This window comes from Crenobacter intestini (assembly GCF_004919095.1).
Taxonomy (GTDB): Bacteria; Pseudomonadota; Gammaproteobacteria; order Burkholderiales; family Chromobacteriaceae; genus Craterilacuibacter; species Craterilacuibacter intestini.
This window is the reverse complement of sequence record NZ_STGJ01000009.1, coordinates 122,642-146,517: the sequence shown is the minus strand read 5'-3', so window position 1 is coordinate 146,517 and position 23,876 is coordinate 122,642. Positions and strand designations below refer to the sequence as shown.

At 65.5% G+C, this 23,876-nt stretch carries 21 protein-coding genes and 3 tRNA genes; 14 read left to right on the top strand and 10 right to left on the bottom strand.

The annotated features are described in order from the left end of the window. Positions 1 to 72 precede the first annotated feature (72 nt). From E5K04_RS09605 to E5K04_RS09595, 3 genes are all read left to right on the top strand, one after another. Entirely contained in the window at positions 73 to 342 is a 270-nt protein-coding gene (locus E5K04_RS09605; protein ID WP_136553443.1) for an oxidative damage protection protein, read from the top strand. A 71-nt stretch (positions 343 to 413) separates the two neighbouring features. Next, the gene (gene ppk1 / locus E5K04_RS09600) at positions 414 to 2,480 is read left to right on the top strand and encodes a polyphosphate kinase 1 (RefSeq protein WP_168929200.1); all 2,067 of its coding nucleotides are present in this window, start codon (positions 414 to 416) and stop codon (positions 2,478 to 2,480) included. Positions 2,481 to 2,491: 11 nt separating this feature from the next. Further along, the gene (locus E5K04_RS09595) at positions 2,492 to 2,974 is read left to right on the top strand and encodes a DUF456 domain-containing protein (protein ID WP_136553486.1); all 483 of its coding nucleotides are present in this window, start codon (positions 2,492 to 2,494) and stop codon (positions 2,972 to 2,974) included. Positions 2,975 to 2,981: 7 nt separating this feature from the next. Here E5K04_RS09595 and E5K04_RS09590 read toward each other — a convergent pair whose 3' ends face one another. The 6 genes from E5K04_RS09590 to fdhD all read right to left on the bottom strand — a co-directional run bounded on the left by E5K04_RS09590 (position 2,982) and on the right by fdhD (position 6,458). Then, entirely contained in the window at positions 2,982 to 3,896 is a 915-nt protein-coding gene (locus E5K04_RS09590) for a patatin-like phospholipase family protein (RefSeq protein ID WP_136553440.1), read from the bottom strand. Positions 3,897 to 4,007: 111 nt separating this feature from the next. Next, positions 4,008 to 4,082 (bottom strand) — tRNA-Glu (locus E5K04_RS09585). Positions 4,083 to 4,084: 2 nt separating this feature from the next. Further along, positions 4,085 to 4,161 (bottom strand) — tRNA-Arg (locus E5K04_RS09580). Between the two features lie 6 nt (positions 4,162 to 4,167). After that, a tRNA-Ser gene (locus tag E5K04_RS09575) sits at positions 4,168 to 4,261 on the bottom strand. A 50-nt stretch (positions 4,262 to 4,311) separates the two neighbouring features. Continuing rightward, complete coding sequence (locus E5K04_RS09570; protein ID WP_136553438.1) at positions 4,312 to 5,544, bottom strand: aspartate kinase; 1,233 nt, start codon at positions 5,542 to 5,544, stop codon at positions 4,312 to 4,314. Positions 5,545 to 5,675: 131 nt separating this feature from the next. Then, positions 5,676 to 6,458, bottom strand: a complete 783-nt coding sequence (gene fdhD / locus E5K04_RS09565) for a formate dehydrogenase accessory sulfurtransferase FdhD (RefSeq protein WP_136553436.1) — start codon at positions 6,456 to 6,458, stop codon at positions 5,676 to 5,678. A gap of 145 nt (positions 6,459 to 6,603) precedes the next feature. On the opposite strand from fdhD, the gene fdnG reads away from it, so the two are divergent. The 5 genes from fdnG to E5K04_RS09540 all read left to right on the top strand — a co-directional run bounded on the left by fdnG (position 6,604) and on the right by E5K04_RS09540 (position 12,880). Then, entirely contained in the window at positions 6,604 to 9,660 is a 3,057-nt protein-coding gene (fdnG, locus tag E5K04_RS09560; RefSeq protein ID WP_136553434.1) for a formate dehydrogenase-N subunit alpha, read from the top strand. A gap of 12 nt (positions 9,661 to 9,672) precedes the next feature. Further along, the gene (fdxH, locus tag E5K04_RS09555; protein ID WP_136553432.1) at positions 9,673 to 10,578 is read left to right on the top strand and encodes a formate dehydrogenase subunit beta; all 906 of its coding nucleotides are present in this window, start codon (positions 9,673 to 9,675) and stop codon (positions 10,576 to 10,578) included. Then, positions 10,575 to 11,204, top strand: coding sequence for a formate dehydrogenase subunit gamma (locus E5K04_RS09550; protein WP_136553430.1), 630 nt, complete (start codon positions 10,575 to 10,577; stop codon positions 11,202 to 11,204). Before fdxH ends, E5K04_RS09550 begins: the two co-directional genes overlap by 4 nt. Next, positions 11,205 to 12,116, top strand: coding sequence for a formate dehydrogenase accessory protein FdhE (gene fdhE, locus E5K04_RS09545; RefSeq protein WP_136553428.1), 912 nt, complete (start codon positions 11,205 to 11,207; stop codon positions 12,114 to 12,116). A gap of 134 nt (positions 12,117 to 12,250) precedes the next feature. Continuing rightward, the gene (locus E5K04_RS09540; RefSeq protein ID WP_136553426.1) at positions 12,251 to 12,880 is read left to right on the top strand and encodes an HNH endonuclease; all 630 of its coding nucleotides are present in this window, start codon (positions 12,251 to 12,253) and stop codon (positions 12,878 to 12,880) included. A 141-nt stretch (positions 12,881 to 13,021) separates the two neighbouring features. Here the strand turns inward: E5K04_RS09540 and E5K04_RS09535 are convergent, their stop codons facing one another. Beyond that, positions 13,022 to 13,468 (bottom strand): Lrp/AsnC family transcriptional regulator, encoded by a 447-nt coding sequence (locus tag E5K04_RS09535; protein ID WP_136553424.1) that lies wholly within the window; start codon positions 13,466 to 13,468, stop codon positions 13,022 to 13,024. A 124-nt stretch (positions 13,469 to 13,592) separates the two neighbouring features. On the opposite strand from E5K04_RS09535, the gene E5K04_RS09530 reads away from it, so the two are divergent. From E5K04_RS09530 to E5K04_RS09515, 4 genes are all read left to right on the top strand, one after another. After that, a complete protein-coding gene (locus E5K04_RS09530) occupies positions 13,593 to 14,210 on the top strand; it encodes a LysE family translocator (protein ID WP_136553422.1) in 618 nt (205 codons plus the stop codon). 460 nt (positions 14,211 to 14,670) lie between these two features. Then, positions 14,671 to 16,014 (top strand): guanine deaminase, encoded by a 1,344-nt coding sequence (gene guaD, locus E5K04_RS09525; RefSeq protein WP_136553420.1) that lies wholly within the window; start codon positions 14,671 to 14,673, stop codon positions 16,012 to 16,014. A gap of 104 nt (positions 16,015 to 16,118) precedes the next feature. Continuing rightward, the gene (locus E5K04_RS09520) at positions 16,119 to 17,366 is read left to right on the top strand and encodes an MFS transporter (protein ID WP_136553418.1); all 1,248 of its coding nucleotides are present in this window, start codon (positions 16,119 to 16,121) and stop codon (positions 17,364 to 17,366) included. Positions 17,367 to 17,474: 108 nt separating this feature from the next. Then, positions 17,475 to 18,740 (top strand): MFS transporter, encoded by a 1,266-nt coding sequence (locus tag E5K04_RS09515; RefSeq protein ID WP_136553416.1) that lies wholly within the window; start codon positions 17,475 to 17,477, stop codon positions 18,738 to 18,740. A gap of 15 nt (positions 18,741 to 18,755) precedes the next feature. Here E5K04_RS09515 and E5K04_RS09510 read toward each other — a convergent pair whose 3' ends face one another. Next, positions 18,756 to 19,748: a serine/threonine protein kinase gene (locus E5K04_RS09510; protein ID WP_136553414.1), complete on the bottom strand. Its 993-nt coding sequence runs from the start codon at positions 19,746 to 19,748 to the stop codon at positions 18,756 to 18,758. An 86-nt stretch (positions 19,749 to 19,834) separates the two neighbouring features. On the opposite strand from E5K04_RS09510, the gene E5K04_RS09505 reads away from it, so the two are divergent. Together E5K04_RS09505 and selA are read left to right on the top strand one after the other, a co-directional pair. Continuing rightward, entirely contained in the window at positions 19,835 to 20,068 is a 234-nt protein-coding gene (locus tag E5K04_RS09505; RefSeq protein ID WP_136553412.1) for a hypothetical protein, read from the top strand. A gap of 2 nt (positions 20,069 to 20,070) precedes the next feature. Then, complete coding sequence (selA, locus tag E5K04_RS09500; RefSeq protein WP_136553410.1) at positions 20,071 to 21,468, top strand: L-seryl-tRNA(Sec) selenium transferase; 1,398 nt, start codon at positions 20,071 to 20,073, stop codon at positions 21,466 to 21,468. On the opposite strand, the gene E5K04_RS09495 is transcribed toward selA, so the two are convergent. After that, a complete protein-coding gene (locus E5K04_RS09495) occupies positions 21,465 to 22,625 on the bottom strand; it encodes a histidine-type phosphatase (protein WP_168929199.1) in 1,161 nt (386 codons plus the stop codon). The genes selA and E5K04_RS09495 overlap by 4 nt on opposite strands. Positions 22,626 to 22,786: 161 nt before the next feature. Further along, positions 22,787 to 23,779, bottom strand: a complete 993-nt coding sequence (locus tag E5K04_RS09490; protein ID WP_136553406.1) for a DUF2860 family protein — start codon at positions 23,777 to 23,779, stop codon at positions 22,787 to 22,789. Positions 23,780 to 23,876: the final 97 nt, after the last annotated feature.

Sequence of the window (23,876 nt, the reverse complement as noted above, 5' to 3'; positions counted from 1 at the left end):
TGGTTGGAGGCGGCTTGCGGCTGTGACACAATACCGGTGTTAACCACCGATACCCCGAAACAAGGATTTGTCATGGCAAGAATGGTCAACTGCGTGAAACTCGGCCGCGAAGCGGAAGGCATGGACTTCCCGCCGCTGCCGGGCGAGCTGGGCAAGCGCGTGTTCGAAAGCGTCTCCAAGGAAGCGTGGCAGGGATGGCTGCGCTACCAGACCATGCTGATCAACGAGAACCGCCTGAGCCTCGCCGACGCGCGCGCGCGCCAGTACCTCGCGCAGCAGATGGAAGCGTATTTCTTCGGCCAGGGCGCCGAAATGCCCGCCGGCTTCACCCCGCAGGCCTGACCTGCCGCGCGCCGGCTTGCCCGGCGCGCCCCGCCCTTCGCACGCGCCCGCAAAAGACTAAAGAAGAGACCATGAACACCCCTGCACAAGACCTGCTGCTCAACCGCGAACTGGGACTGATCGAATTCAACCGCCGCGTGCTCGCGCAAGGCGAGGACGAAACCCTGCCGCTGCTCGAGCGGCTGAAGTTCTTGTGCATCGTCTCGTCCAACCTCGACGAGTTCTTCGAGGTACGCGTCGCCTGGCTGAAGGACAACGCCCAGCACAACCCCGGACGCATCCTCGCCGACGGCAACACGCCGGGCAGCACGCTCGAGCGCGTCACCGACGCCGCGCACAAGCTGGTCGCCGGACAGTACGCGCTGCTGACCGACGTGATCCTGCCCCAGCTTCGCGAGGAAGGCATCGTGTTCCTGCGGCGCCGCGAGTGGACGGCCGCGCAGCAGGCGTGGATCCAGGCGTTCTTCTTCCGCGAGCTGATGCCCATCCTGACGCCGATCGGCCTCGACCCGGCGCACCCCTTCCCCAAGGTCCTCAACAAGAGCCTGAACTTCGCCGTCGAACTGGAAGGACGCGACGCGTTCGGCCGCGCCTCCGGCATCGCCATCGTGCAGGCGCCGCGCATCCTGCCGCGGGTGATCCGCCTGCCGGCCGAGGTGTGCGACGGCAACCCGAACACCTTCGTGTTCCTGTCGTCCATCCTGCACGCGCATGTGCACGAGCTGTTCCTCGGCATGACGGTGAAGGGCTGCTACCAGTTCCGCGTCACGCGCAACAGCGAGCTGACGGTCGAGGAAGAGGACCTGAAGAACCTGCGCACCGCCTTGCAGGGCGAGTTGCGCCACCGCCAGTTCGGCCAGGCGGTCCGCCTCGAGATCGCCGACACCTGCCCGGCGCATATGGAAGAGTTCCTGCTCACCCAGTTCAACCTGCAGCCGCAGGACGTGTTCCGCGTGAACGGGCCGGTCAACCTGGTACGCCTGATGCAGGTGCCCGACCTGGTCGAGCGGCCCGACCTCAAGTTCCCCGCCTTCGTGCCTTCGCTGCCGCTGGCACTGCAGAACAAGGCCAACCTGTTCGACGCGGTGCGCCAGGGCGATTTGCTGCTGCACCACCCCTACCAGAGCTTCCAGCCGGTGATCGACCTGTTGAACCTGGCCGCGATCGACCCGCAGGTGGTCGCGATCAAGATGACGGTGTACCGCACCGGTACCGACTCGGTGCTGATGGACTCGCTGATCGCCGCCGCGCGTGCCGGCAAGCAGGTGACGGTGGTGCTCGAACTGATGGCGCGCTTTGACGAAGAGGCCAATATCGGCTGGGCGAGCCGGCTGGAGGACGCCGGCGCGCACGTCGTGTACGGCGTGTTCGGCTACAAGGTGCACGCCAAGATGCTGATGGTGGTTCGCCGCGAAGACGGCCTGCTGCGCCGCTACGTACACCTGGGCACCGGCAACTACCACCCGCGCACCGCCCGCCTCTACACCGACCTGGGCCTGCTCACCTGCAACGAGGACATCGCCAGCGACGTCAACGACATCTTCGTGCAGCTCACCGGCCTCGGGCGCGCAAGCAAGCTCAAGCAACTGGTGCAAAGCCCGTTCTCCCTGCACGGCACCATGATGGCGGCGATCGCGCGGGAGGCCGAACACGCCAAGGAAGGGCGGCCGGCGCGCATCATCGCCAAGATGAACGCGCTGCTCGAACCGCAGATCATCCACGCGCTGTACCGGGCGAGCCAGGCCGGCGTCAAGATCCAGCTGATCGTGCGCGGCGTGTGCGCGCTGCGCCCCGGCGTGCCCGGTCTGTCCGACAACATCACCGTGCGCTCGCTGGTCGGCCGCTTCCTCGAACACCCGCGCGTGTTCTACTTCTACAACGACCGCGCCGAAGACCTCTACATCGCCAGCGCCGACTGGATGGGCCGCAACTTCTTCCGCCGTATCGAGACCTGCGTGCCGATTCTGGATGCCCGCATCAAGCGCCGCATCATCAAGGAGGCGCTGCGCCTGGGGCTGACCGACAACGTGAACGCGTGGGAGATGCAGCCTGACGGCAGCTACCGGCGCAAGGGCGGGCGCGGCAAGGCCATGTGCGCGCAGCAGGCGCTGCTCGCCGAATACGTGCGTCAGGGCTGAACGTCATGGACATGACGATGCTGGGTTACTTGGGCGCGGCGCTGCTCGTGCTCGTCGGGCTGGCCGGGGTGGTGCTGCCAGCCCTGCCCGGCCTGCCGCTGATGCTGGCAGGCTTCGTGCTTGCCGCGTGGCTCGACCAGTTCCAGCACGCCGGCACGATCACGCTGGTGACTCTCGCGGCGCTCACGGCGGTGGGCATGGCGGCCGACTTCGTCGCCGGCCTCTTGGGCGCCAAGGCCTTCGGCGCCAGCCGGCAGGCCCTGTGGGGCGCGTTCGCCGGTAGCGTGATCGGGCTCTTCCTCGGCCTGCCCGGGCTGATCCTGGGGCCGCTCGTCGGCGCCAGCGTCGGCGAGTTCATCGCGCGCCGCGACGCGCTGCAGGCAGGCAAGGTCGGCGTCGCGACCTTCGTAGGCTTCTTGATCGGCACCGCGGCCAAGGTCGGCTGCGCGCTGGCCATGCTGCTCGTGTTCGGCGGCGCCTGGCTCTTCTCTTGAACCCCGCCTACGCGGCGACGCGCTGCAGGCGGTGCGCCATGCGGTCGACGAAATGGCGGCCGCAGGCGAGCCCCATCCGGTAGTCGTTCTCCAGCGCGTCCTGCGAGCTGCCCAGCACGTTGCTCGCCAGCGGTACCCGCGGCGCGAGCTCGACCACGCACACCTGCGGCGGCGGCGCGTCGATGAACGCCTCGGCGTCGCAATACCCCTTCTTGTGGCGGATCATCACCTGCGCCATCTCGCCCAGGCGGCCACTCTCCGGCAGACGCCCCTCGCCGCGCATCGGCTTTTCGCGGTGCGTATACGGCACCGTACGGATCACCACGATCAGGTCGGCGCCCTGCTCGTACGCCGCGCGCACCGGTACCGCGTCGGCGACGCCGCCGTCCCAGTAGCGGCGCCCGTCGAGTTCGACCCCGCCGCGGTAAAACATCGGGATCGCGCTGGACGCCTTGATCGCCGGCATCCAGCCGCGCTGGCGCGGCGGCAGGTACTCCGCCTGCAGGGTGTCGACCCGGCTCGCGCACATCAGCAACTGGCGCCCCTCCAGCCGCTGCTCGGCCCGCTTGAGCTCCAGCGGCAACTCGCTCCTCGCGATTTCCATCAGCCAGTCCAGGTCGAGTAGATGCCCGCCGCGGATAAAGCGCACCGGGCTGAAGAATTCCTTGCTGGTGGAAAAGCGCGTAATCAGCGTACGCGCGTAGCCGCGCTGGGCGGCCACGTACGCGGTCAGGTTCTGCGCGCCGGCCGAGGAGCCGATCATCAACTGGAAGGGGAAGTAGTCCTGCTCGAGGAAGGCGTCGAGCACGCCTGCGGTGAAGATGCCGCGCTGGCCCCCGCCCTCGCACACCAGCGCGAGACGGCGGTACGGCAGGTAGCCGTTTTCGGCGGCACGGCCCGAAACACGGATATTGAACGGCATGAGGAGCGCTCCGGCAGATTCGTTTTTATCCGTACAGTTTAGACAGCGGAGACATCGCTGCAAAACGCGTAAAAACAAAAAACCCAGCCAAAGGCTGGGTTTTTCTTAATCTGGCGTCCCCACGGGGAATCGAACCCCGGCCGCCGCCGTGAAAGGGCAGTGTTCTAACCGCTAAACTATAGGGACTTTGGTGCACCCGGAGCGATTCGAACGCCCGACCCTCTGGTTCGTAGCCAGATACTCTATCCAACTGAGCTACGGGTGCGTTTTCTGGCGGAGAAAGAGGGATTCGAACCCTCGATACAGGTTTAAGCCCGTATGCTTCCTTAGCAGGGAAGTGCCTTCGACCACTCGGCCATTTCTCCGTTCAGAGAGCCGCAATATTACCGGCGACCCTCTGATCCGTCAAGCGGAATTACTCAGAAATTTTCTGATCGAGGCCAAAAGCCTTGTGCAATACGCGAACAGCCAATTCCAGATACTTTTCGTCGACGAGCACCGACACCTTGATCTCGGAAGTCGAGATCAGCTGGATGTTGATGCCCTCTTCGGCCAGCGTGCGGAACATGGTCGAGGCGACGCCGCAGTGCGAGCGCATGCCGACGCCGACGATGGAGATCTTGGCGACCTTGTCGTCGCCCTCGACGCGGGCGGCGCCGATATGGGTCTGCACGTCGCGCAGGATGGACAGCGCCTTGTTGTATTCGCCGCGCGGCACGGTGAACGAGAAGTCGGTCGCGCCGTGGTCGCCGACGTTCTGGATGATCATGTCGACTTCGATATTGGCGTCGGCGACCGGCCCCAGGATCTGGTAGGCGATGCCCGGGCGGTCCGGCACGCCCTTGACGTTGATGCGTGCTTCGTTACGGTCAAAGGCGATCCCCGCCACTACGGCCTGTTCCATGCTTTCGTCTTCCTCAAACGTGATCAGCGTGCCCTCGCCTTCGTCCTCGAAGCTGGAGAGCACACGCAGTCTTACCTTGTATTTGCCGGCGAATTCCACCGAACGGATCTGCAGCACCTTGGAGCCCAGGCTCGCCATCTCGATCATCTCCTCGAAGGTGATCGTCTTCAGGCGGCGCGCCTCGGGCACCACGCGCGGGTCGGTCGTGTACACGCCGTCCACGTCGGTGTAGATCTGGCATTCGTCGGCCTTGAGCGCCGCGGCGAGCGCGACGGCCGAGGTGTCCGAGCCGCCGCGGCCCAGCGTGGTGACCGCGCCGTCCGCCCCGATGCCCTGGAAGCCGGCGACGATGACCACGCGACCGGCCGCGAGGTCTTCTCGCATCGGGCCGTCGTCGATGGCCGCGATGCGCGCCTTGCCGTGCGCGCTGTCGGTCTCGACCCTGACCTGCCAGCCGCAGTAGCTCTTGGCGTCCAGGCCGATTTCCTTGAGCGCCATCGCCAGGAGGCCGATGGTCACCTGCTCGCCGGTGGCGATGACGACGTCGAGTTCGCGCGGGTCAGGCTCCGCCTGGATCTCCTTGGCCAGCGCGATCAGTCGGTTGGTCTCTCCGCTCATCGCGGAGACCACGACCACCACGTCGTGCCCCTGTGCCTTCCACTTGGCGACACGTCGGGCGACGTTCTTGATGCGCTCGGCCGAGCCCACCGAGGTGCCGCCGTACTTTTGTACGATAAGTGCCATGCTGATTTATGTATTTAGGGTTAAATGTCGAGCTTCGATTCTGTCCATATATTTGTCCTAAATGCAAGGCCACAGCCGCCCGCAAACAGGCTTTTTTTCACGCCGCAGCAGCAGGGTTTTCCCTGACTGGATCACAACAGCCGCTCGGGGTGGCTGTAGACGTTGGCGCGCCCGGGACGCACGAAGCCCGCCAGCGTCAGCCCGTGCCGCGTCGCCAGTTCGACGGCAAGCGACGTCGGCGCCGATACGGCCGCGAGCAGTTCAACCCCACAGCGCACGCACTTGTCGACCATCTCGTAGCTCGCACGACTGGTCACCAGCGCGAAGCCGGTACGCATACCGGTACGCGCGCGCCAACCCAGCAGCTTGTCGAGCGCCACATGGCGGCCGACGTCCTCGAAACAGGCTTCAAGCGCACCGTCTGCCCGCACCCAGGCCGCCGCATGCGTCGCACCGCACGCACGCGCCATCGGCTGTGCGCCATGCAAGGCTGCGAGCGCCGGGTCGAACACGGCGCGCGAAAAACGCTGCGTGAGCGCAAGGGTCGGCAAGGGCTGGAACAAGGCGTCGAGTTGCTCGACGCCGCACAAGCCGCAGCCGGTGCGTCCCGCCAGTTGTCGGCGGCGCGCCTTGAGTTCGGCAAAACGACGGGTCGCCAGTTCGACCCGTACCTCCATCCCCTGACAGGCCGGCCGCACTTCGATGTCGTACACCTCGGCCGCGTCGGCAGCGATGCCTTCGCTCAGGGTGAAGCCGAGCGCGAAATGCTCAAGGTCCTGTGGGGACGCCATCATCACCGCGTGCGACAACCCGTTGTACACCAGCGCGACGGGCGTCTCGACCGCGAGCGCGTCGTCGCTCGCCACGGCCTCAGGCAGGCGCAGGATACGCGACACAACCAATACATCAGACATAAGGGAAATCCTGACTTAGGACTGGTTTGAGCAAGATTAAAGAGACTGTCATAATAACCACACTGCAATCGGTATCTATCGAAATATCGAAGGCCAACGCATAACAACAAACTGCAATTTAGACACCCTCCCCCGGAGATCGACCATGCAAGTCAGCAGACGACAGTTTTTCAAACTGTGCGGCGGCGGCATGGCAGGGACCACCGTGGCGGCGCTCGGCTTCACGCCGGGCGTGGCGCTGGCCGATACGCGAAGCTACAAGCTTCTGCGCGCCAGCGAGACACGGAACACCTGCCCCTACTGTTCGGTAGGCTGCGGCATCCTGATGTACAGCCTCGGCGACGGCGCGAAAAACGCCAAGTCCGAGATCTTCCATATCGAAGGCGACGCCGACCATCCGGTCAACCGCGGCGCGCTGTGCCCGAAAGGCGCCGGCCTCGTCGACTTCATCCATAGCCCGAACCGCCTGAAGTACCCCGAGGTCCGCGAGGCGGGCAGCACGGAATTCAAGCGCATCTCCTGGGACGAGGCGTACAGCCGGATCGCCCGCCACATCAAGGCGGACCGCGACGCCAACTTCGTCGAGAAGAACGCCGACGGCGTGACCGTCAACCGCTGGCTGACCACGGGCTTCCTCGCCGCGTCGGCCTCGAGCAACGAAACCGGCTGGCTCACGCAGAAGTTCGTGCGCTCGCTGGGCATGCTGGCAGTCGACAACCAGGCGCGCGTCTGACACGGCCCGACGGTGGCAAGTCTTGCCCCTTCATTTGGCCGTGGTGCGATGACCAACCATTGGGTTGACATCAAGAACGCGAACCTGATTGTCGTCATGGGCGGCAACGCAGCCGAGGCACACCCGGTGGGCTTCCGCTGGGCGCTCGAAGCGAAGACCCGCAACAAGGCGAAGATCCTCGTCATCGACCCGCGCTTCACGCGCACGGCGTCGGTGGCCGACTATTACGCGCCTATCCGTACCGGCACCGACATCACCTTCCTGTCGGGGGTGATCCGCTACCTGCTGGAGAAGGGTGCGTACAACAAGGAATACACGCTCGCGTACACCAACGCCGCGCTCCTGGTGAACCCGGACTTCGCTTTCAACGACGGCCTGTTCTCCGGCTACGACGCCGAGAAGCGCAAGTACGACAAGGCGACCTGGAGCTACCAGCTGGGCGAGGACGGTTTTGCCAAGCGTGACGATACGCTGGCCGACCCGCGCTGCGTCATCAACCTGCTCAAGACCCATGTCTCGCGCTACACGCCCGAGATGGTCGAGACGATCTGCGGCACGCCCAAGGACGCCTTCCTCAAGGTGTGCGAGTACCTCGCCGAGACCGGCGCGCACGACAAGACCACGTCATTCCTGTACGCGCTGGGCTGGACGCAGCACTCGATCGGCGCGCAGAACATCCGCACCATGGCGATGATCCAGCTGTTGCTCGGCAACATGGGCATGGCCGGCGGCGGCGTCAACGCGCTGCGCGGGCACTCGAACATCCAGGGTCTCACCGACGTCGGCCTCTTGTCGCAGAGCCTGCCGGGCTACTTGCGCCTGCCGTCCGAGAAGGAAACCACCCTCAAGGACTTCTTCGAAGCGACCACGCCCAAGCCGCTGGCCGACGGCCAGATGAACTACTGGCAGAACACGCCAAAGTTCCATGTGTCACTGATGAAGGCGTTCTGGGGCGACAACGCGACCGCGGATAACGACTGGGGTTACGACTGGCTGCCCAAGTGGGACAAGGGCTACGACGTCCTGCAGTACTTCGAGATGATGAACGAAGGCAAGGTCAACGGCTACTTCTGCCAGGGTTTCAACCCCGTCGCGTCGTTCCCGAACAAGAACAAGGTCGTCGCCTCGCTCTCCAAGCTCAAGTTCCTGGTGATCATGGACCCGCTGGTCACCGACACCTCGACCTTCTGGAAGAATCACGGCGAGCACAACGAAGTCGACAGCGCGAGCATCCAGACCGAGGTGTTCCGCCTGCCGACCACCTGCTTCGCCGAAGAGGAAGGCGCGATCGTCAACTCCGGCCGCTGGCTGCAATGGCACTGGAAAGGTGCCGACGCGCCGGGCGAGGCGCTGACCGACGTCGAGATCGTCGCCGGCATCTACACCAAGCTCAAGGGGCTGTACGCCAAGGAAGGCGGCGCCAACCCCGAGCCGATCATGAAGCTCTCGTGGGCGTACCGCGACGCGCATGACCCGAAAGCCGACGAGCTGGCCCGGGAGCTGAACGGCCGCGCGCTGGCCGACCTGCCCGACCCGAAAAAGCCGGGCGAATTCCTCGCCAAGAAGGGCGAGCAGCTGCCGGGCTTTGCCGCGCTGCAGGACGACGGCAGCACCATGAGCGCGTGCTGGATCTTCGCCGGCAGCTGGACGCAGGCGGGCAACCAGATGGGGCGCCGCGACAACGCCGACCCGTCCGGCCTCGGCAACACGCCGGGCTGGTCGTGGGCGTGGCCGGCCAACCGCCGCATCCTGTACAACCGCGCGTCCAACAAGCCGGACGGCACGCCGTGGGACGCCAAGCGCACGCTGATCAAGTGGAACGGCGAGAAGTGGGCCGGCATCGACGTGCCCGACTTCAAGGCCGACGAGCCGCCGGGCAGCAAGATGGCACCGTTCATCATGCAGGCCGAGGGTCTGGGCCGCCTGTTCGCGCTGGACAAGATGGCCGAGGGCCCGTTCCCCGAGCACTACGAGCCGTTCGAGAGCCCGATCGGCACCAACCCGCTGCACCCGAAGGTGGTCCACAACCCGGCCGCGCGCATCTTCAAGAAGGATGCCGAGCAACTGGGCAACAAGGCCGACTTCCCGTACGCGGCGACGACCTACCGCCTAACCGAGCACTTCCACTACTGGACGAAGAACGTGCTGCTCAACGCGATCGTGCAGCCCGAACAGTTCGTCGAGATCGGCGAGGGTTTGGCCAAGGAGAAGGGCATCGCCCACGGCGACATGGTCAAGGTGTCGAGCAAGCGCGGCTACATCAAGGCGCGCGCGGTGGTGACCAAGCGGATCCGTACGCTGAAGGTGAACGGCCAGGACGTCCACCATGTCGGCATCCCGATCCACTGGGGCTACGAAGGCGTGGCGAAGAAAGGCTTCCTCGCCAACACGCTGACGCCGTTTGTCGGGGACGCGAACACGCAGACGCCGGAGTTCAAGTCCTTCCTCGTCAACATCGAGAAAGCTTAAGGGGAGACGCCTATGCAATCGCAAGACATCCTGCGCCGCTCCGCGAGCCCGACCCAGCCGCCGATCGCACGCGCGCATAAGACCGAGGTCGCCAAGCTGATCGACGTGACCACCTGCATCGGCTGCAAGGCCTGCCAGGTCGCGTGTTCGGAGTGGAACGACCTGAGGGACGAAGTGGGCAGCTGTAACGGCACCTACGACAACCCGACCGACCTCTCCGCGCAGAGCTGGACCGTGATGCGCTTTAGCGAGCACGAGGAAGGCGACAAGCTCGAGTGGCTGATCCGCAAGGACGGCTGCATGCATTGCGCCGACCCGGGCTGCCTGAAGGCGTGCCCGTCGCCGGGCGCGATCATCCAGTACGCCAACGGGATCGTCGACTTCCAGTCCGAGCACTGCATCGGCTGCGGCTACTGCATCGCCGGCTGCCCGTTCAACGTGCCGCGCATCAACGCACGCGACAACAAAGCGTACAAGTGCACCCTGTGTTCCGACCGGGTGACGGTCGGCCAGGAGCCCGCCTGCGTGAAGACCTGCCCGACCGGCGCGATCCGCTTCGGCAGCAAGGAAGACATGAAGGTCCACGCGGCCGAACGTGTCGCCGAGCTGAAGACGCGCGGTTTCGAGCAGGCGGGCCTGTACGACCCGCAAGGCGTCGGCGGTACCCACGTGATGTACGTGCTGCACCATGCCGATAGGCCGGAACTGTACGCCGGACTGAAGAAGGACCCGGCGATCAGCACCACCGTCAGCCTTTGGAAGGGCGTGCTCAAGCCGCTGTCGACCATCGGCCTTGCGGTGTCGGTGCTATTCGGCTTCTTCCACTACATCGGCGTCGGCCCCAACAAGGCCGATGACGACGAGGAAGAAACCGGCAAGCCCGAGGGTGGCCAGGGCAGCAAGGAGGACAAGGCATGAAGGAAAAGCTGATCCGCCGCTACAACGCGGCCGAGCGCGTCAACCACTGGATCGTCGCGGTGTGCTTCATCGTGCTGGCGATCTCGGGGCTGGCCTTCTTCTACCCGGCGTTCTTCTGGCTGACCGGCGTGTTCGGCACGCCGCAGCTCGCGCGCATCGTCCACCCCTTCGTCGGCGTGGTGATGTTCGTCGGCTTCTTCGTGCAGTTCCTGCGCTACTGGCACCACAACTTCATCGACCGCGAAGACGTCAAGTGGATGAAGTCGGTGAAGGAAGTGCTGAGCGGCCACGAAGTCGGCGACATCGGCAAGTACAACGGCGGCCAGAAAGGCATGTTCTGGATGATGACCCTGTGCATGCTGGGGCTCTTCTCCACCGGCGTCGTCATCTGGCGCCCGTACTTCGCCCAGTACTTCCCGATCGACCTGATCCGCGTCGCGCTGTTCGTGCACGCCTGGGCGGCGCTGGCGCTGATCGCGGGTATCATCATCCACGTCTACGCGGCGATCTGGGTACGCGGCACCATCCGCGCGATGGTCGAAGGCGTGGTCACCGAGGCGTGGGCGAAGAAGCACCACCCGCGCTGGTTCCGTGAAGTGAAGGCCCGCCAGGAGCAGGAAAAGTAAATGAGCATCCGCATCGTCCCCGAGGGCGAGCTCAAAGCGGCGGCGGGAGAGATCCCGCCGCTTTTGTTGCCCGACCCGCAAACGCTGTACCTCGCCCGTGCCGAGCGCCTGGAGAAACTCGCTGCAGGCCACCCGATGGCCAACTACCTGCGTTTCTGCGCCAGCGTCGCCCGCGCGCAGCACAAGCTCGCACAGCAGCCGCTCGCCTTGCCTGCGCGTGACGCCTACCTTGCGCAATGCGCCGAACACGAGCTGCCGCCGCTCGCGCCGCCCGGCTGGGCGCGTGACGCGCGCTGGCAGGACGGCCTCGCCGCCCTGCTCGCCGACATCGCCCCGGCCTGCCAAGGCCCCGCTGCCGACGCCGTCGCCCGCTTGCAGGCGATGGACCACGCCGAAGTGGAGGCCATGGCCGACGCGCTGCTGGCCGGCCACTTCGGCGACGCCGACCCGGCCGCCGCGCCGCTCATGTGGGCCGCGCTGTCGGTCTACTACAGCACGCAGGCGAACCAGTTGAAGGTGACCGCCAGGCCCGAGCCGGGCGACGCGCGCGAGCTGTGCCCGGTCTGCCACCAGGCGCCGGTCGCGAGCGTCGTGCGCATTGGCGACAAGGCCGGCCTGCGCTACCTGCACTGCACCTTGTGCGAGAGCGAGTGGCACTACGTGCGCGCGCAGTGCAGCGCGTGCGAATCGAGCCGCGACATCGGCCTGTGGACGCTGGACGACGCGCGCGCTGCGGTGCGCGCCGAGACCTGCGGCGAGTGCAACAGCTACCTCAAGCTGATGGCGCTCGACATCGACCACCAGCTCGAACCGGTCGCCGACGACCTGGCCACCCTCGCGCTCGACGCCGCAGTCGAGGAGCAGGGCTTCGCGCGCAGCGCGATCAACCCCTTCCTGTTCCCCGCGCACTGAGCGCTTCCCCCGGCCGCCGCGAGGCGGCCGGAGTATTTTCCTGATCGCCTCCTCTGCCCTCCGGCAGTTGCACGCCTTGACCAAGTATTAATACCATATGCATTATGATGGCTTGCCATGACTGCTGTCGCCCCATGCCTGCCCAGTCACTCAAACGCTGCTTTCGCGAACCTATTCCCGAAATCCACGAAGCCGCCCGCTATCTGGACGCGGCTATCAGCGCACATCTGGCCGGACGGCACGCACTGACCCGCGAGTTGCTGGCTGCCGCCGACGACCCGGCGGTGTGGGCCTGGACCGACTCGGTATGGGGCGCGCAAAGCCCCTACGTGCAGATCAGGCCGCTGGCCAGTCAGCCGACCACGCCTAAAACCACCGCACGCATGCCGACGGCCCAGCAAAAACGGGAACTGCTCGCACGCGATGGCTACCGCTGCCGGTATTGTTCGCTGCCGGTCATCCGCGCCGAAGTCCGGCGCAAGATGCACACGCTCTACCCTGACGTCGTCCCTTGGGGAAAGCGGAACGACCTGCAACACGCAGGCTTCCAGTGCCTGTGGGCACAGTACGACCATGTGGTACCGCACGCACACGGCGGCAGCAACGAGCTGGACAACCTGGTGCTGTCATGCGCCGCCTGCAACTACGGGAAGACTCACTACACGCTGGAGCAACTCGGGTTGGCCGACCCGCGCGACTTTGCACCACTCATTACAAGCTGGGATGGGCTCGAGCGGCTGTTCAATAGCACAGCCCGAGCTTAGGGTGGGTTAGCCGCTGACCGTGCACAGCAAGAGAAGCGGCGCGAGGGAATGGCGGCGTAACCCACCGCTTAGCCCCGCGGTAAATGGTGGGTGACGGTCTGCGGCCTGTCCCACCCGACCCAGCAGCCCAACCCCGCCCCATCACTTCACCGGCGGCGACAGCGGCCGCAGCGGGATCGGCGTCGACATCACGATCGAGGTGCGTGTCTCGCCGAAGTGGTTGATCGCGCCGACCAGCGCCTCGAGGTGGGCGATGTCGCGGGTGACCACCCGCAGCATGTACGAGTCCTGCCCGGTCACGTGCACGCACTCGATCACCTCCGGCATTTCAGCAAGTTTCGCGAGCAGCTTCTGCTTGCCCGGCTGCGGCGTCGTCATGCCGATCAGCGCCTGCACACCGTAACCGACCGCGACCGGGTCGACCAGCGCCCGGTAGCCGCGGATCACGCCGGCTTCTTCCAGCCGCTTGAGCCGCTCAGACGTCGCCGGCACCGACAGGCCGACCCGTGCTGCCAGTTCGGTCAGCGAGAGCCGGCCATCCTGCTGGATCGCCTGCAGCAACGCCCACGCCTTGCCATCTATTTCCATATTTAGGCCCCCGTTACTTTGACTAACGCTTTTTCAGGCAAATTAAAAATTTACCTGAATAATTGCATTCACGCGACGTTGGTTCACCTTGAAAATAAAGGCTCCACAAGCAAAGGAGCAAGAAATGTCGTCGGCTACATTGTTCTGGCAATCGGCGCTGGTCGGGCTGTCGGTCGCGGCGCCACTGGGGCCAATCGGCCTGTTGTGCATGCAGCGCTCGCTCGAATCCGGCGCGCGCCGTGGCTTCGTCAGCGGACTGGGCGCGGCCAGCGCCGACGCGCTGTACGCGCTGTTGGGTGCACTGGGTGCTGGCACACTATTGCGGATGTTCGCCGGATGGGAGGGCTGGCTTGCCGGAGCCGGCGCCGCCTTCATGCTCTGGCTGGCGGTGGGCATACTGCGCGCACCCGCTGCGGCCGACGCGGCCGGCGCGCGTGAGAGCGGCGGACTGTTGTCCGCCTACACGTCGGTGCTCGCGCTGACAGCGACCAACCCGCTGACGGTTTCCTCGTTTATCGCGATCTTCGCGACGCTCGGCGTGCAGCAGCAGACTGGCACTAGCAGCCTGCTCTTCGCGCTTGGCGTGTTCGCCGGCTCGGCCTTGTGGTGGGGGCTGCTCAGTCTGGGCTGTGCCCTGCTTGGCAGGCAGGTGACCATGCCGCTACGCGTGCGGATCAACCGTTTCGCCGGCCTGCTGCTGGCGGTCTTCGCTCTGTTCAAGCTTACGCAACTACTTGCCTGAGTCTGGCGGGCTGCTCTCTCCGGACAGCCCGCCCCTGCCCCCTCTGCCGCCTTCTGGCAGGGATCACGCTTTGCCCCTCGCAAGTCCGGCGTCGTCCTGCGCAGCCCCGGCCAACCAGACATTCCATTGTTATTAACGGATGCGGCTATTTTTTCATCCGCAATTAAATACACGCAAAAAACTTAAATACCGGATAAACACTTAGACCAATCCGCCATAAATCACAACATTAAAATACCACTATCGGGCGGGCAAATATAAAACATCGCCCTACACTGTGAAAATCGTGAACAGCCCAAAGGAATCAACGGCTTCATTCATTCTCGCGATTCTCTTACAAAACCCTTAACAGCGCTACGTAATCCATCGCATGCGGAACAATCTCCGTGCGGGTGACGCATGTCCGTTGCGCGGGAAGCTTAAACCCTAGTACTGACCTAACACATTAAAAGGTTACCCAATGACAGTCCAGTTTATTCGTGGAGAGGTTATCAGTTTCAAGGACGATCCTTTCCTTTGCGGTTCTGAAAGCGCCATTGTGCACGAGGAAGACGGCTTGATCTGCATCGAGGACGGCAAGATCAAGGCGTTCGGCAGTTACAGCGAGATCAAGGGAATGATCCCGGCCGACGCAAGTATTACCCATTACAAGGACTCGATCATTTGCCCGGGATTTATCGATGGCCATGTGCACTATCCGCAAATCCAGATGATCGGCGCCTTTGGCGAGCATTTGCTTGACTGGCTGAACAAATATACCTTCCCGACCGAAAGTAATTTCGCCGACAAGTCTTATGCAGACGATGTCGCCAAGCGTTTCCTGAAAAAACTGATCGGCGCCGGCACGACAACCGCCGCCGTCTATTGCACGGTGCACCCGCAATCAGTCGACGCCTTTTTCGAGGAATCTTCGCGCTGGAATACGCGGATGGTCGCCGGTAAGGTCCTGATGGACCGCAACGCGCCCGAATGGCTGCTCGACACCGCGCAAAGCGCCTACGACGACTCCAAGCGGCTCGCCGGGAAGTGGCACCATGCCGGCCGCCAGCTCTACTGCGTGACGCCGCGTTTCGCACCCAGCTGCTCGGACGAACAGCTTGAGCTGGCCGGCCAGTTGCTGAAGGAACAAACCGACCAGCCCCTGTTCATGCAGACCCACCTGGACGAGAACGTCGACGAGATCGCCTGGGTGAAGCAGCTGTTCCCCGGCAGCAAGAATTATCTCGACGTGTACGACAAGGCCGGGCTGGTCGGTCCGCGCTCGATCTTCGGCCACGGCGTGCATTGCGACGAGGACGAATTCCACGTGCTGCACGAAAAGGGCGCCGGCATCTGCCACTGCCCGACCTCGAACAACTTCCTGGGTAGCGGCCTGTTCAAGGCCTTCGTCGCCAAGGACGAGAAGCGTCCGGTGCGCGTGGGCCTCGGCACCGACCTGGGCGCCGGCACTTCGTTCTCGCAACTGAGCACCCTGAACGAGGCGTACAAGGTTTCCGAGCTGAACAACACCAAGCTCGACGCAGTGCACGCCTTCTATCTGGCCACTCGCGGCGGGGCCGAACTGCTGTATCTGGAAGACACGATCGGCTCGATCGCACCGGGCATGGAGGCCGACATCACCGTCCTCGATTGCGGCCACGACGAATTCACCCAGTGGCGGATGGGTTACGCCAACGACCTGAATGAACGCCTGTTTATCCTGATGTGTCTGGGCAATGAACGGAACGTGAAATCCACCTATGTCTACGGCCGCTGCGTTTATGACCGCGACCGCGCGGAGCCTTTCCAGTACCCGCAAGACTGAACGGTCTTCCCGATAGCAGAAACCGGCGCCAGCCATCCACAGCGGGTGGCTGGCATAAAGGCGGTTGACGCACCTCCATTCAAAAACATAGGGAAAAACATACCATGGAACACCCTATCATCGAAGGCAGCCAGTACAAGCAAGGCGGTGGCCGGGCCTGGCTGGTCTGGGGCTTATGCACGATCTTCGTCCTGTATGTATTCGGCGCGCAGACCATTTTCGCCGTCGTGCAAGGTTCTATCCAATCCTCGCTTAGTTTGAATCTCGCGCAGATTGCCCTGGTCGGCTCCGTCTATACCTGGGCTTTTGCCGTCTGCCAGTTTTTCAGCGGTCCGATCCTCGATAACTTCGGCTCACGAAAATCGATGATCCCGGCCGTCGCGCTGGCTGTGGCCGGGGTCTGGCTTTATGCGACCGCGCAGAACCTGCCGATGCTGCTGCTCGCACAGGTGGTGATGGCGCTGGGCGCGGTATTCGGCTTTGTCGGCGCCGGTTACGCCGGCGGGATCTGGTTCGGCATGGCCAATTTCGGCCTGATGTTCGGCCTGGTCGAAACCTCGTCCAGCGTGGCTTCGGCCTTCGAACAACAACTGACCGCGCTCGCGCTCAAGTACATCACCTGGCGCGAACTGATGGAAGGCATCGGCGTACTCGGTCTCGTGCTGTTGGCCGGGGTGGTGCTTTGGGTACGCAACCCGGTACCGGTCAAGCCGCAAAAGGCCAACGTTGTCGGCAAGGTTTTCAGCGACCTGTCGGTATTTCTCAAGTCGCCGCAGCACTGGATTTGCGGGGTGTGGGGCGGTATTACCTTCGGCATCAACCTGGCCGTCGGCGTGATCTGGGCACCGCACATCATGACGGCCAAAGGCTTCGACATGGCGGTCTCGAACTGGGCGGCGTCGCTGGTCTGGCTGGGGCTGGGCGTCGGCAGCCTGATCTGGCCGAAATGGACGGACTGGGTGCATAGCCGCAAGAAACCGGCACAGATCGGCATCGTGATCCAGCTCTCGACGCTGGCAGCGCTGATCTACCTGCCGGGTGACGTTTCGGCGGTGGTGTTCCTGCTGCTGTGGTTCATCAACGGGGTGGGCTCGGCCAACGAGATGAACGCTTTCCAGATTGCCGCCGATATGGTGCCGCCGTCACTGGTGGGCGCGTCCGCAGCCTTCGTCAATGGCCTGATGTTCATCATCGGCGGCATCCTGATGAACGTCCCGGCCCAGCTGTTGGGCGCGCATGACCAGCATGCCGCTTACGCCTACCTGCCCTATATCGGCGTGCTTGCGCTGGCGCTGGTGCTGGCCTTTGTCCAGAAGGAGTCTCATCCGTCGGCAGTGCACGGCAAGGCGTAGACATCTGCGCCTCCCCGGGCTGCGGCGCTTCCCGGCCGCCGCAGCCCGTTTAGCTTGCCACTTGCTCAACCGTGCTTGCCCGGTCACGCGTGCTACAGGATCCCGCCTATGGAAAACCCGTCCACCGGGCTTGCCCGCTTCCTGCCCCTTAGCCTGCAAGGCAAGCTTGCCTGGTGGCTGGCGGTACTGTTCCTGCTCTACCAGTTCAACATCCAGACCACCTACTCGGTCATCAACCCGCACGTGCAGCACACGCTCGCGCTGAGCCTGTCGCAGGTCACGCTGGCGGCCTCCGCCTACAACTGGGTGTACGCGGTCTGCCAGACCATGAGCGGCAGCTTCCTCGACAAATACGGCACTCGCCGTACTTTGCTGCTGCCGATCGCGTTGGTGGTCGCCGGCGTGTTCTGTTACGCGCGGGCCGACAGTTTCATCGAGCTGCTCGCTGCACAGGTGCTGCTGGCCGTCGGCGCATCGGTCAGTTTCGTCAGCGCGGGGTTTATCGGCGGCGTCTGGTTCGGGCAGAAAAAATACGGCCTGTTGTTCGGGTACGTACAGGCGCTGGCCGGCCTCAGTTCGGCGCTGAGCATCACCTTCATCAAGCAGGCGGTCGAGCAGGCAGGCTGGCGTAGCGTGCTGCTGCTTGCCGGCTGCGCCGGCCTCATCCTCTACCTGCTGTTCCTCATGCTGTTCCGCGACCCGCCCCCGCACTACAGCGACTTCTCGAGCGGCGGCTCAGGCAAGCTCCTGGACGACCTGCTGCAGATCGTCACCCGGCATCGGGATATCCTGCTGCTTGGGCTGTGGGGCGGCATCGCTTTCGGCAGCCAACTCGCGTTGGGGGTGGTCTGGGTCCCCAAGATTGCGGCCTGGCAGGGGCAGGATACGGCGACTGGTGGCTACGCGGTCGCCGCGCTGTGGCTGGGACTGGGTGTCGGCGCGCTGTTCTGGGACAGGCTGGGCTACCACCGCGCGCAGAAGAAGGGAATCATCTCCCTCGGCTTCGCGGTCATGATCGTCTCGCTGGCACTGATGTTGCTGCCGCTCGGCCAAGGCCAGTACTGGCTCATCGTATTGTCCTTCGTGTTCGGCTTCGGCAACGGCGTCCACATGCTCGCGTTCTCGTGTGCGGCGGACAAGGTGCCCTCGTCCATCCTGGGTTCGGCCTCGGCCCTGATCAACGCCGCTTTCTTCATCATCGGCGGGGTATTGATCAGCCTGCCCAGCCTGCTCGTCGAGTACACCGGCACCGGCATGCAAACCGCGCTGTTCAGCCTGGTGTTGGCGCTGGGCCTCGCACAGTGCCTGGTGCTGACAGTCGACGCAGCCACCCGGCCGCCAAGCACGCCGGGCCCGACGACATCCGCACGCTAGCGGTGGCAAGATGGCCTAGTGGTTGCCGCCCCACAAGGGCGGCTCGGACAGCGCGCCCAGTTGTTCGCGCAGGGTGAGCACCTGTTCTTCCCAGTAGCGCTGGGTGCCGAACCACGGGAAGGCACTGCCGAAGGCCGGGTCGTCCACGCGGGCGGCGAGCCACGCCGAGTAGTGGATCAGGCGCAGGGTGCGCAGGGCCTCGATCAGGTGCAGTTCACGCTCGTCGAATTCGGCGAAGTCCTCGTAGCCGGCGAGCACGGCGGCCAGTTGCGCCTGCTGCTCGCTGCGGCTACCCGAGAGCAGCATCCAGATATCCTGCATCGCCGGCGCCATCCGGCTGTCGTCCAGATCCACGAAGTGCGGGCCGGCGTCGGTCCACATCAGGTTGCCGGCGTGGCAGTCGCCGTGCACGCGGATCAGCCGCACGTCCCCCGCGCGCGCGTACGCCGCGCGCACCGCGTCCACGCACTGTCGTGCGACCACCTGCCACGGCTCGACAAGCTCGGCCGGCAGCAGGCCACTCTCAAGCACCGTTGTCACCGCCGCGTCGCCGAAGCTTGCGGCGTCTAGCGTGCCGCGCGCCTGGTAGCGGCGGCAGGCGCCCAAGGCGTGGATGCGGCCAAGAAAACGGCCCAGCCATTCGAGCACGTCCTCATTATCCAGCTCGGGCGGACGGCCGCCGCGCCGCGCAAACAGCGAGAACAGGAAGCCGTCGTGCTCGAACAGCGTGTGCCCGCCGAAAACCAGCGGCGGCACCACCGGGATCTCGGCGTCGGCCAGTTCCAGCGAGAACGCGTGCTCCTCCAGAATGGCCTCGCGGCGCCAGCGCCCGGGGCGGTAGAACTTGGCGACCAAGGGCGGTTCGTCGTCGAGGCCGACCTGGTAGACGCGGTTCTCGTAGCTGCCCAGCGCCATCAGGCTGCCGCTGGCGCGCACGCCGACGCTTTCTACGGCGTCGAGCAGGAAGTCCGGCGTCAGCCGGGCGAAGGGGTGCAGGGATTCGGTCATGTGCCGATTATAAGCGCCGGCGCGCTTGCTGCGCCTGCCGCAGGCTGGCATCCTCGCAGGCTTTGCTATCGGACGATCGCCTTTACATGCACCACCGTCTGCTCGACCCCGGCGGCTTCATGCGCGCCGGCTGGCGTCTCGCCCAGAACCCGCGCCTGCGCCGCCGCGCCGCGCGCCGCCGCGCACGCCTGCCGCTGGCCGGGCGCCTGTTCTACCTGCTGATCGCGCCGCCGCTGTGGCTGTTCCTGCACGCCGCGCTGGCGGTGCTGATCGTCCTCTTCCTATTGATGCCTGTGTTCTGGCTGTTCGACCTGACCTGACCATGCCGCTTGCCGACCTCTTCCGCGCCCTGCCGCAAACCGACCGCCTGCTCGCCGGCCCTGCCTTCGCGCAACTGATAGAACGCCATGGCCGTAGCGCCGTCGTCGCCGCGGCGCGCTGCGCGCTGGACGCTGCGCGCGACGAAATCCGCGCAAGCGAGGCGCTGCCCGCCTGGGCGCAAACGCCCGAACAGCTGGCCGCACGCGTCGCCGCGCAGCTTGCCACGCGACGGCGCACCACCCTGCGCCCGGTGATCAACCTGACCGGCACCGTGCTGCACACCAACCTCGGCCGCGCCAGGCAGGCCGACGCGGCGATAGCCGCGGTGGTCGCCGCGATGCAGGGCGCGGTCAACCTCGAGTACGACCTGGATGGTGCCGGGCGCGGCCACCGCGACACGGCGGTAGCGGAGCTGCTGTGCACGCTGACCGGCGCCGAGGCGGCGTGCGTGGTCAACAACAACGCGGCGGCCGTGCTGATCGCGCTCTCGGCGCTCGCCGCCGGGCGCGAGGTGATCGTCTCGCGCGGCGAACTGGTCGAGATCGGCGGCGCGTTCCGCATGCCCGACGTGATGCGCCAGGCCGGCTGCACGCTCGCCGAGGTCGGCACCACCAACCGCACCCACCCAAGGGACTACACCGGTGCGGTCAACGAGCGCACCGCGCTGATGATGAAGGTGCACACCAGCAATTACTCGATCGAGGGCTTCACCAGGAGCGTGTCCGAGGCGGAACTCGCGCCGCTCGCGCACGAAATGGGCCTGCCACTGGTCACCGACCTGGGCGCGGGCGCGCTGGTGGACCTTGCCGCCTACGGCCTGCCGGCCGAGCCGATGCCGCAGGCGATGATCGCCGCGGGGGTGGATCTCGTCACCTTCTCCGGCGACAAGCTGTTGGGTGGCCCGCAGGCCGGGCTGATCGTTGGCCGGCGCGAACTGATCGAGCGCATCCAGTCGCACCCGCTCAAGCGCGCGCTGCGCTGCGACAAGATGACGCTCGCCGCGCTGGAGGCGACGCTCAGGCTCTACCTCGAACCCGAGCTGCTGGCCGAACGCCTGCCGACGCTCAGCCTGCTCACCCGCGACGCGGACGAACTCTGCGCGCAGGCCGGCCGCGTCGCCCCCGCCCTGCAGTCGCTGCTGGGAGACGCGTTTGTCGTCGCGGCCGAGCCTTGCGCGTCGCAGATCGGCAGCGGCTCGCTGCCGGTGAACCGGCTGCCCAGTTGGGCAGTCACCGTGCGCGCCGCCGACAATCAGGACCGCACTCTCAGGCAACTGGCCGACGCCTGGCGCGCCAGGGCGACCCCGGTGATCGGCCGGCTGGGGGATGGCAGGCTGTGGCTAGACATGCGCTGCCTCTCCGACGAGGCGGCGCTCTGCGCCGCGCTTACCGCGCCCTAAGGCACGCAGGCCGGATCGGCCGCACGCCGCATCGCCCCGAGCAGCGTGTCCAGGGCGCACGCGCCGTCCGGGCAGGCGTTTAGCGTCACCCGCGCACGCGCAGGCGCGACCTCGTTGCCGCCGGCGAGCAGGCCGGACAGCGGCTGCGCCCAATACTCGGCCCTCACCTCGCGCGCACCGCCCTCGCCGCGGTACACCGCGAACACCAGTGCACCGGCCGGCGGCGTCGCGCGCACCGGCCAGTCGGCCACCTGCCAGCGCGCGCCGAGCAAGGCGCCGACGTTGGCTAGGTTAGTGTCGTGACCGACCAGCACGCTCAAACGCGGAGAACCGGGCGTCCCCGCGCGCACAAGCTCGGCAGCTAGCCGCGCAAGCAACGCCGAACCGCGCCTTTGCGCAAGGTACGGCGTCCATTGCGTGAGGGCGAAGGCGGCCACATGCGCGTCCAGCATGCGCGAGAGCGCCGCCGCGCCGGCCCTCTGCCCTTCCGGCCACTCCACCGCGTCCAGCATCAGCACCTCGGCCGCGTCCGACGCCAGCGCGAGGCCGCCTGCGAGCGCGATATTGGCGTGGCCGTCGGCACGGCGGGGCACAATGCGCGTCGGCAGCCGCGTCAGCGCGCACGGTGCGCGCACGCCTTCGCTCGCGCACAGCGCGTCGGGCGTGGGCCCCAGCGCCTGCTGGATCAGCGTGAGCGACGCCGCCTGCCTGTCCGCGTAGCGCGCAAGGTCGCCCCCGGCCGCCGCCAGCATCGCGGTGCGGGCCTTGCCGGCATCCAGCGCGCACACGCCGGCCTTCACCGGGTGGAACAGCGCATCAAGCTTGCCGCTGGCCGACACCACCCGTGGCGGGCACGCGGCGGACAGCCCGCGCGCGAGCGCGGCGGCGGTCGCTCGCGTGCGCTCGTCCACGTCCGCGTATAGCGAGATTTCGTCGGACTGCGGGCACGCAGCCAGCCCGAGCCGTGCGCCGTAGGCGCGGCCCATAGTCTCGGCGAGCGCCGCGCCGCGCGCGGAGAGTTCACCCCGCCCGACCGTCCACGCAGGCCACGGCCGCGCGCTCCACTGCGCCAGCGTGTCGGCGTGCTGGGTCGGCGCGCGCACCCCGTGCCGCGAGAGCACCACCAAGGCGAGCGGCGCGTCATCCACCCTGGCCACCTCAGCCGCCACCGGCCACGCACCAAACACGCACGCGCACGCCAACAAACACCGCTGCCATCCCCGCATCGCCACCTCCCCGTCATCGACATGCAGACAGTATGGGCTCAGGCATAAAAAAAGCCGGAGCAAGGCTCCGGCTTTGTGCAGCATGCGAATGCTTAAAACTTGTACATGACACCCGCGCCGATGCGCTTGACTTCCGCGTCGTAGAAGTCGACGTCGGAGTCGGACTTGCCGTAGGCCGCGTTGACGAAGCCGCTGACATTCTTGTAGCCGAACAGTTCGTGGCGCATCAGGTTGGCACCGACCACGAAGTCCTTGGTGTCGGCCTTCTTGCCGAACAGCGGGTTCACTTCGTCGAACTTCTGCTGGCCGGCGTACAGGTTTGCGGTCAGGGTGTACAGGCCGCTGCGGTAGCCGTAGTCAAGCTTGAAGCCGGCGGAGTCGTTGCTCATCGCCTTGCCGTCCATGTCGTGCTGGCCGATGACCACACCCGGGGCCAGGAAGTGGCCCGGCGCGAATTCCCAGTCGTACGACAGGTTGAAGCGGGTGGTGTTGCCGTTGCGGTCGAGCAGCGAGGCATCCGCAGCGGACAGGTTCGTTCCGTTGCGGCTGTTCTCGTCGTCGAGTTCGATCTTGCGGCGGGTCACGTCGGCGCTGAAGTTGCTGCCGAGGATGTTTTCCCAACCCAAGCGCACGCCGGTCGACTTGCGCTTGGTTTCTTCGCGGTCGGTGTTCAGCGCGTACGGGTTGGCCCACACGTCCTTGGTGCCGAAGCCGCTGAACACCAGGCCGGCCGAGACGATGCCGTTATTGCCGATTTCCTGGCGCACGCCCAACTGCTGGGTGAAGTCGAGGCGCAGCGCGTCGTGCACCTGGTTGCCCAGCACGAACTGGGTGCGGCTGTCGGCCAGCGTGTAGCGCAGGTCCAGCATCAGCAGCGGGTCGGTCACGCTGTTGCCGTCCGGCGTGCCGCGGTTGCTGATACGTTCGTTGTCGTCGCCCTTGTACAGGTTGGACGCGACGTTGCTGCTGGAAACACCGATACCGACCGAGCCGGAGAAGCCGTTGGTGGTCGGGATCGGGTTGACGGCTGCGTGGGCCGAGCCGGCGGCCAGCACGAAGGCCGCGATGGGGGTCAGAAATCGCATGGGTTATCCTGTTGGTAGATGGCCGCCGCCACAGGGCAACGGCACAGGTGAGCTTGTGACCGGCATCCTTACATGGATAGAGTTTGATTTCTAACAG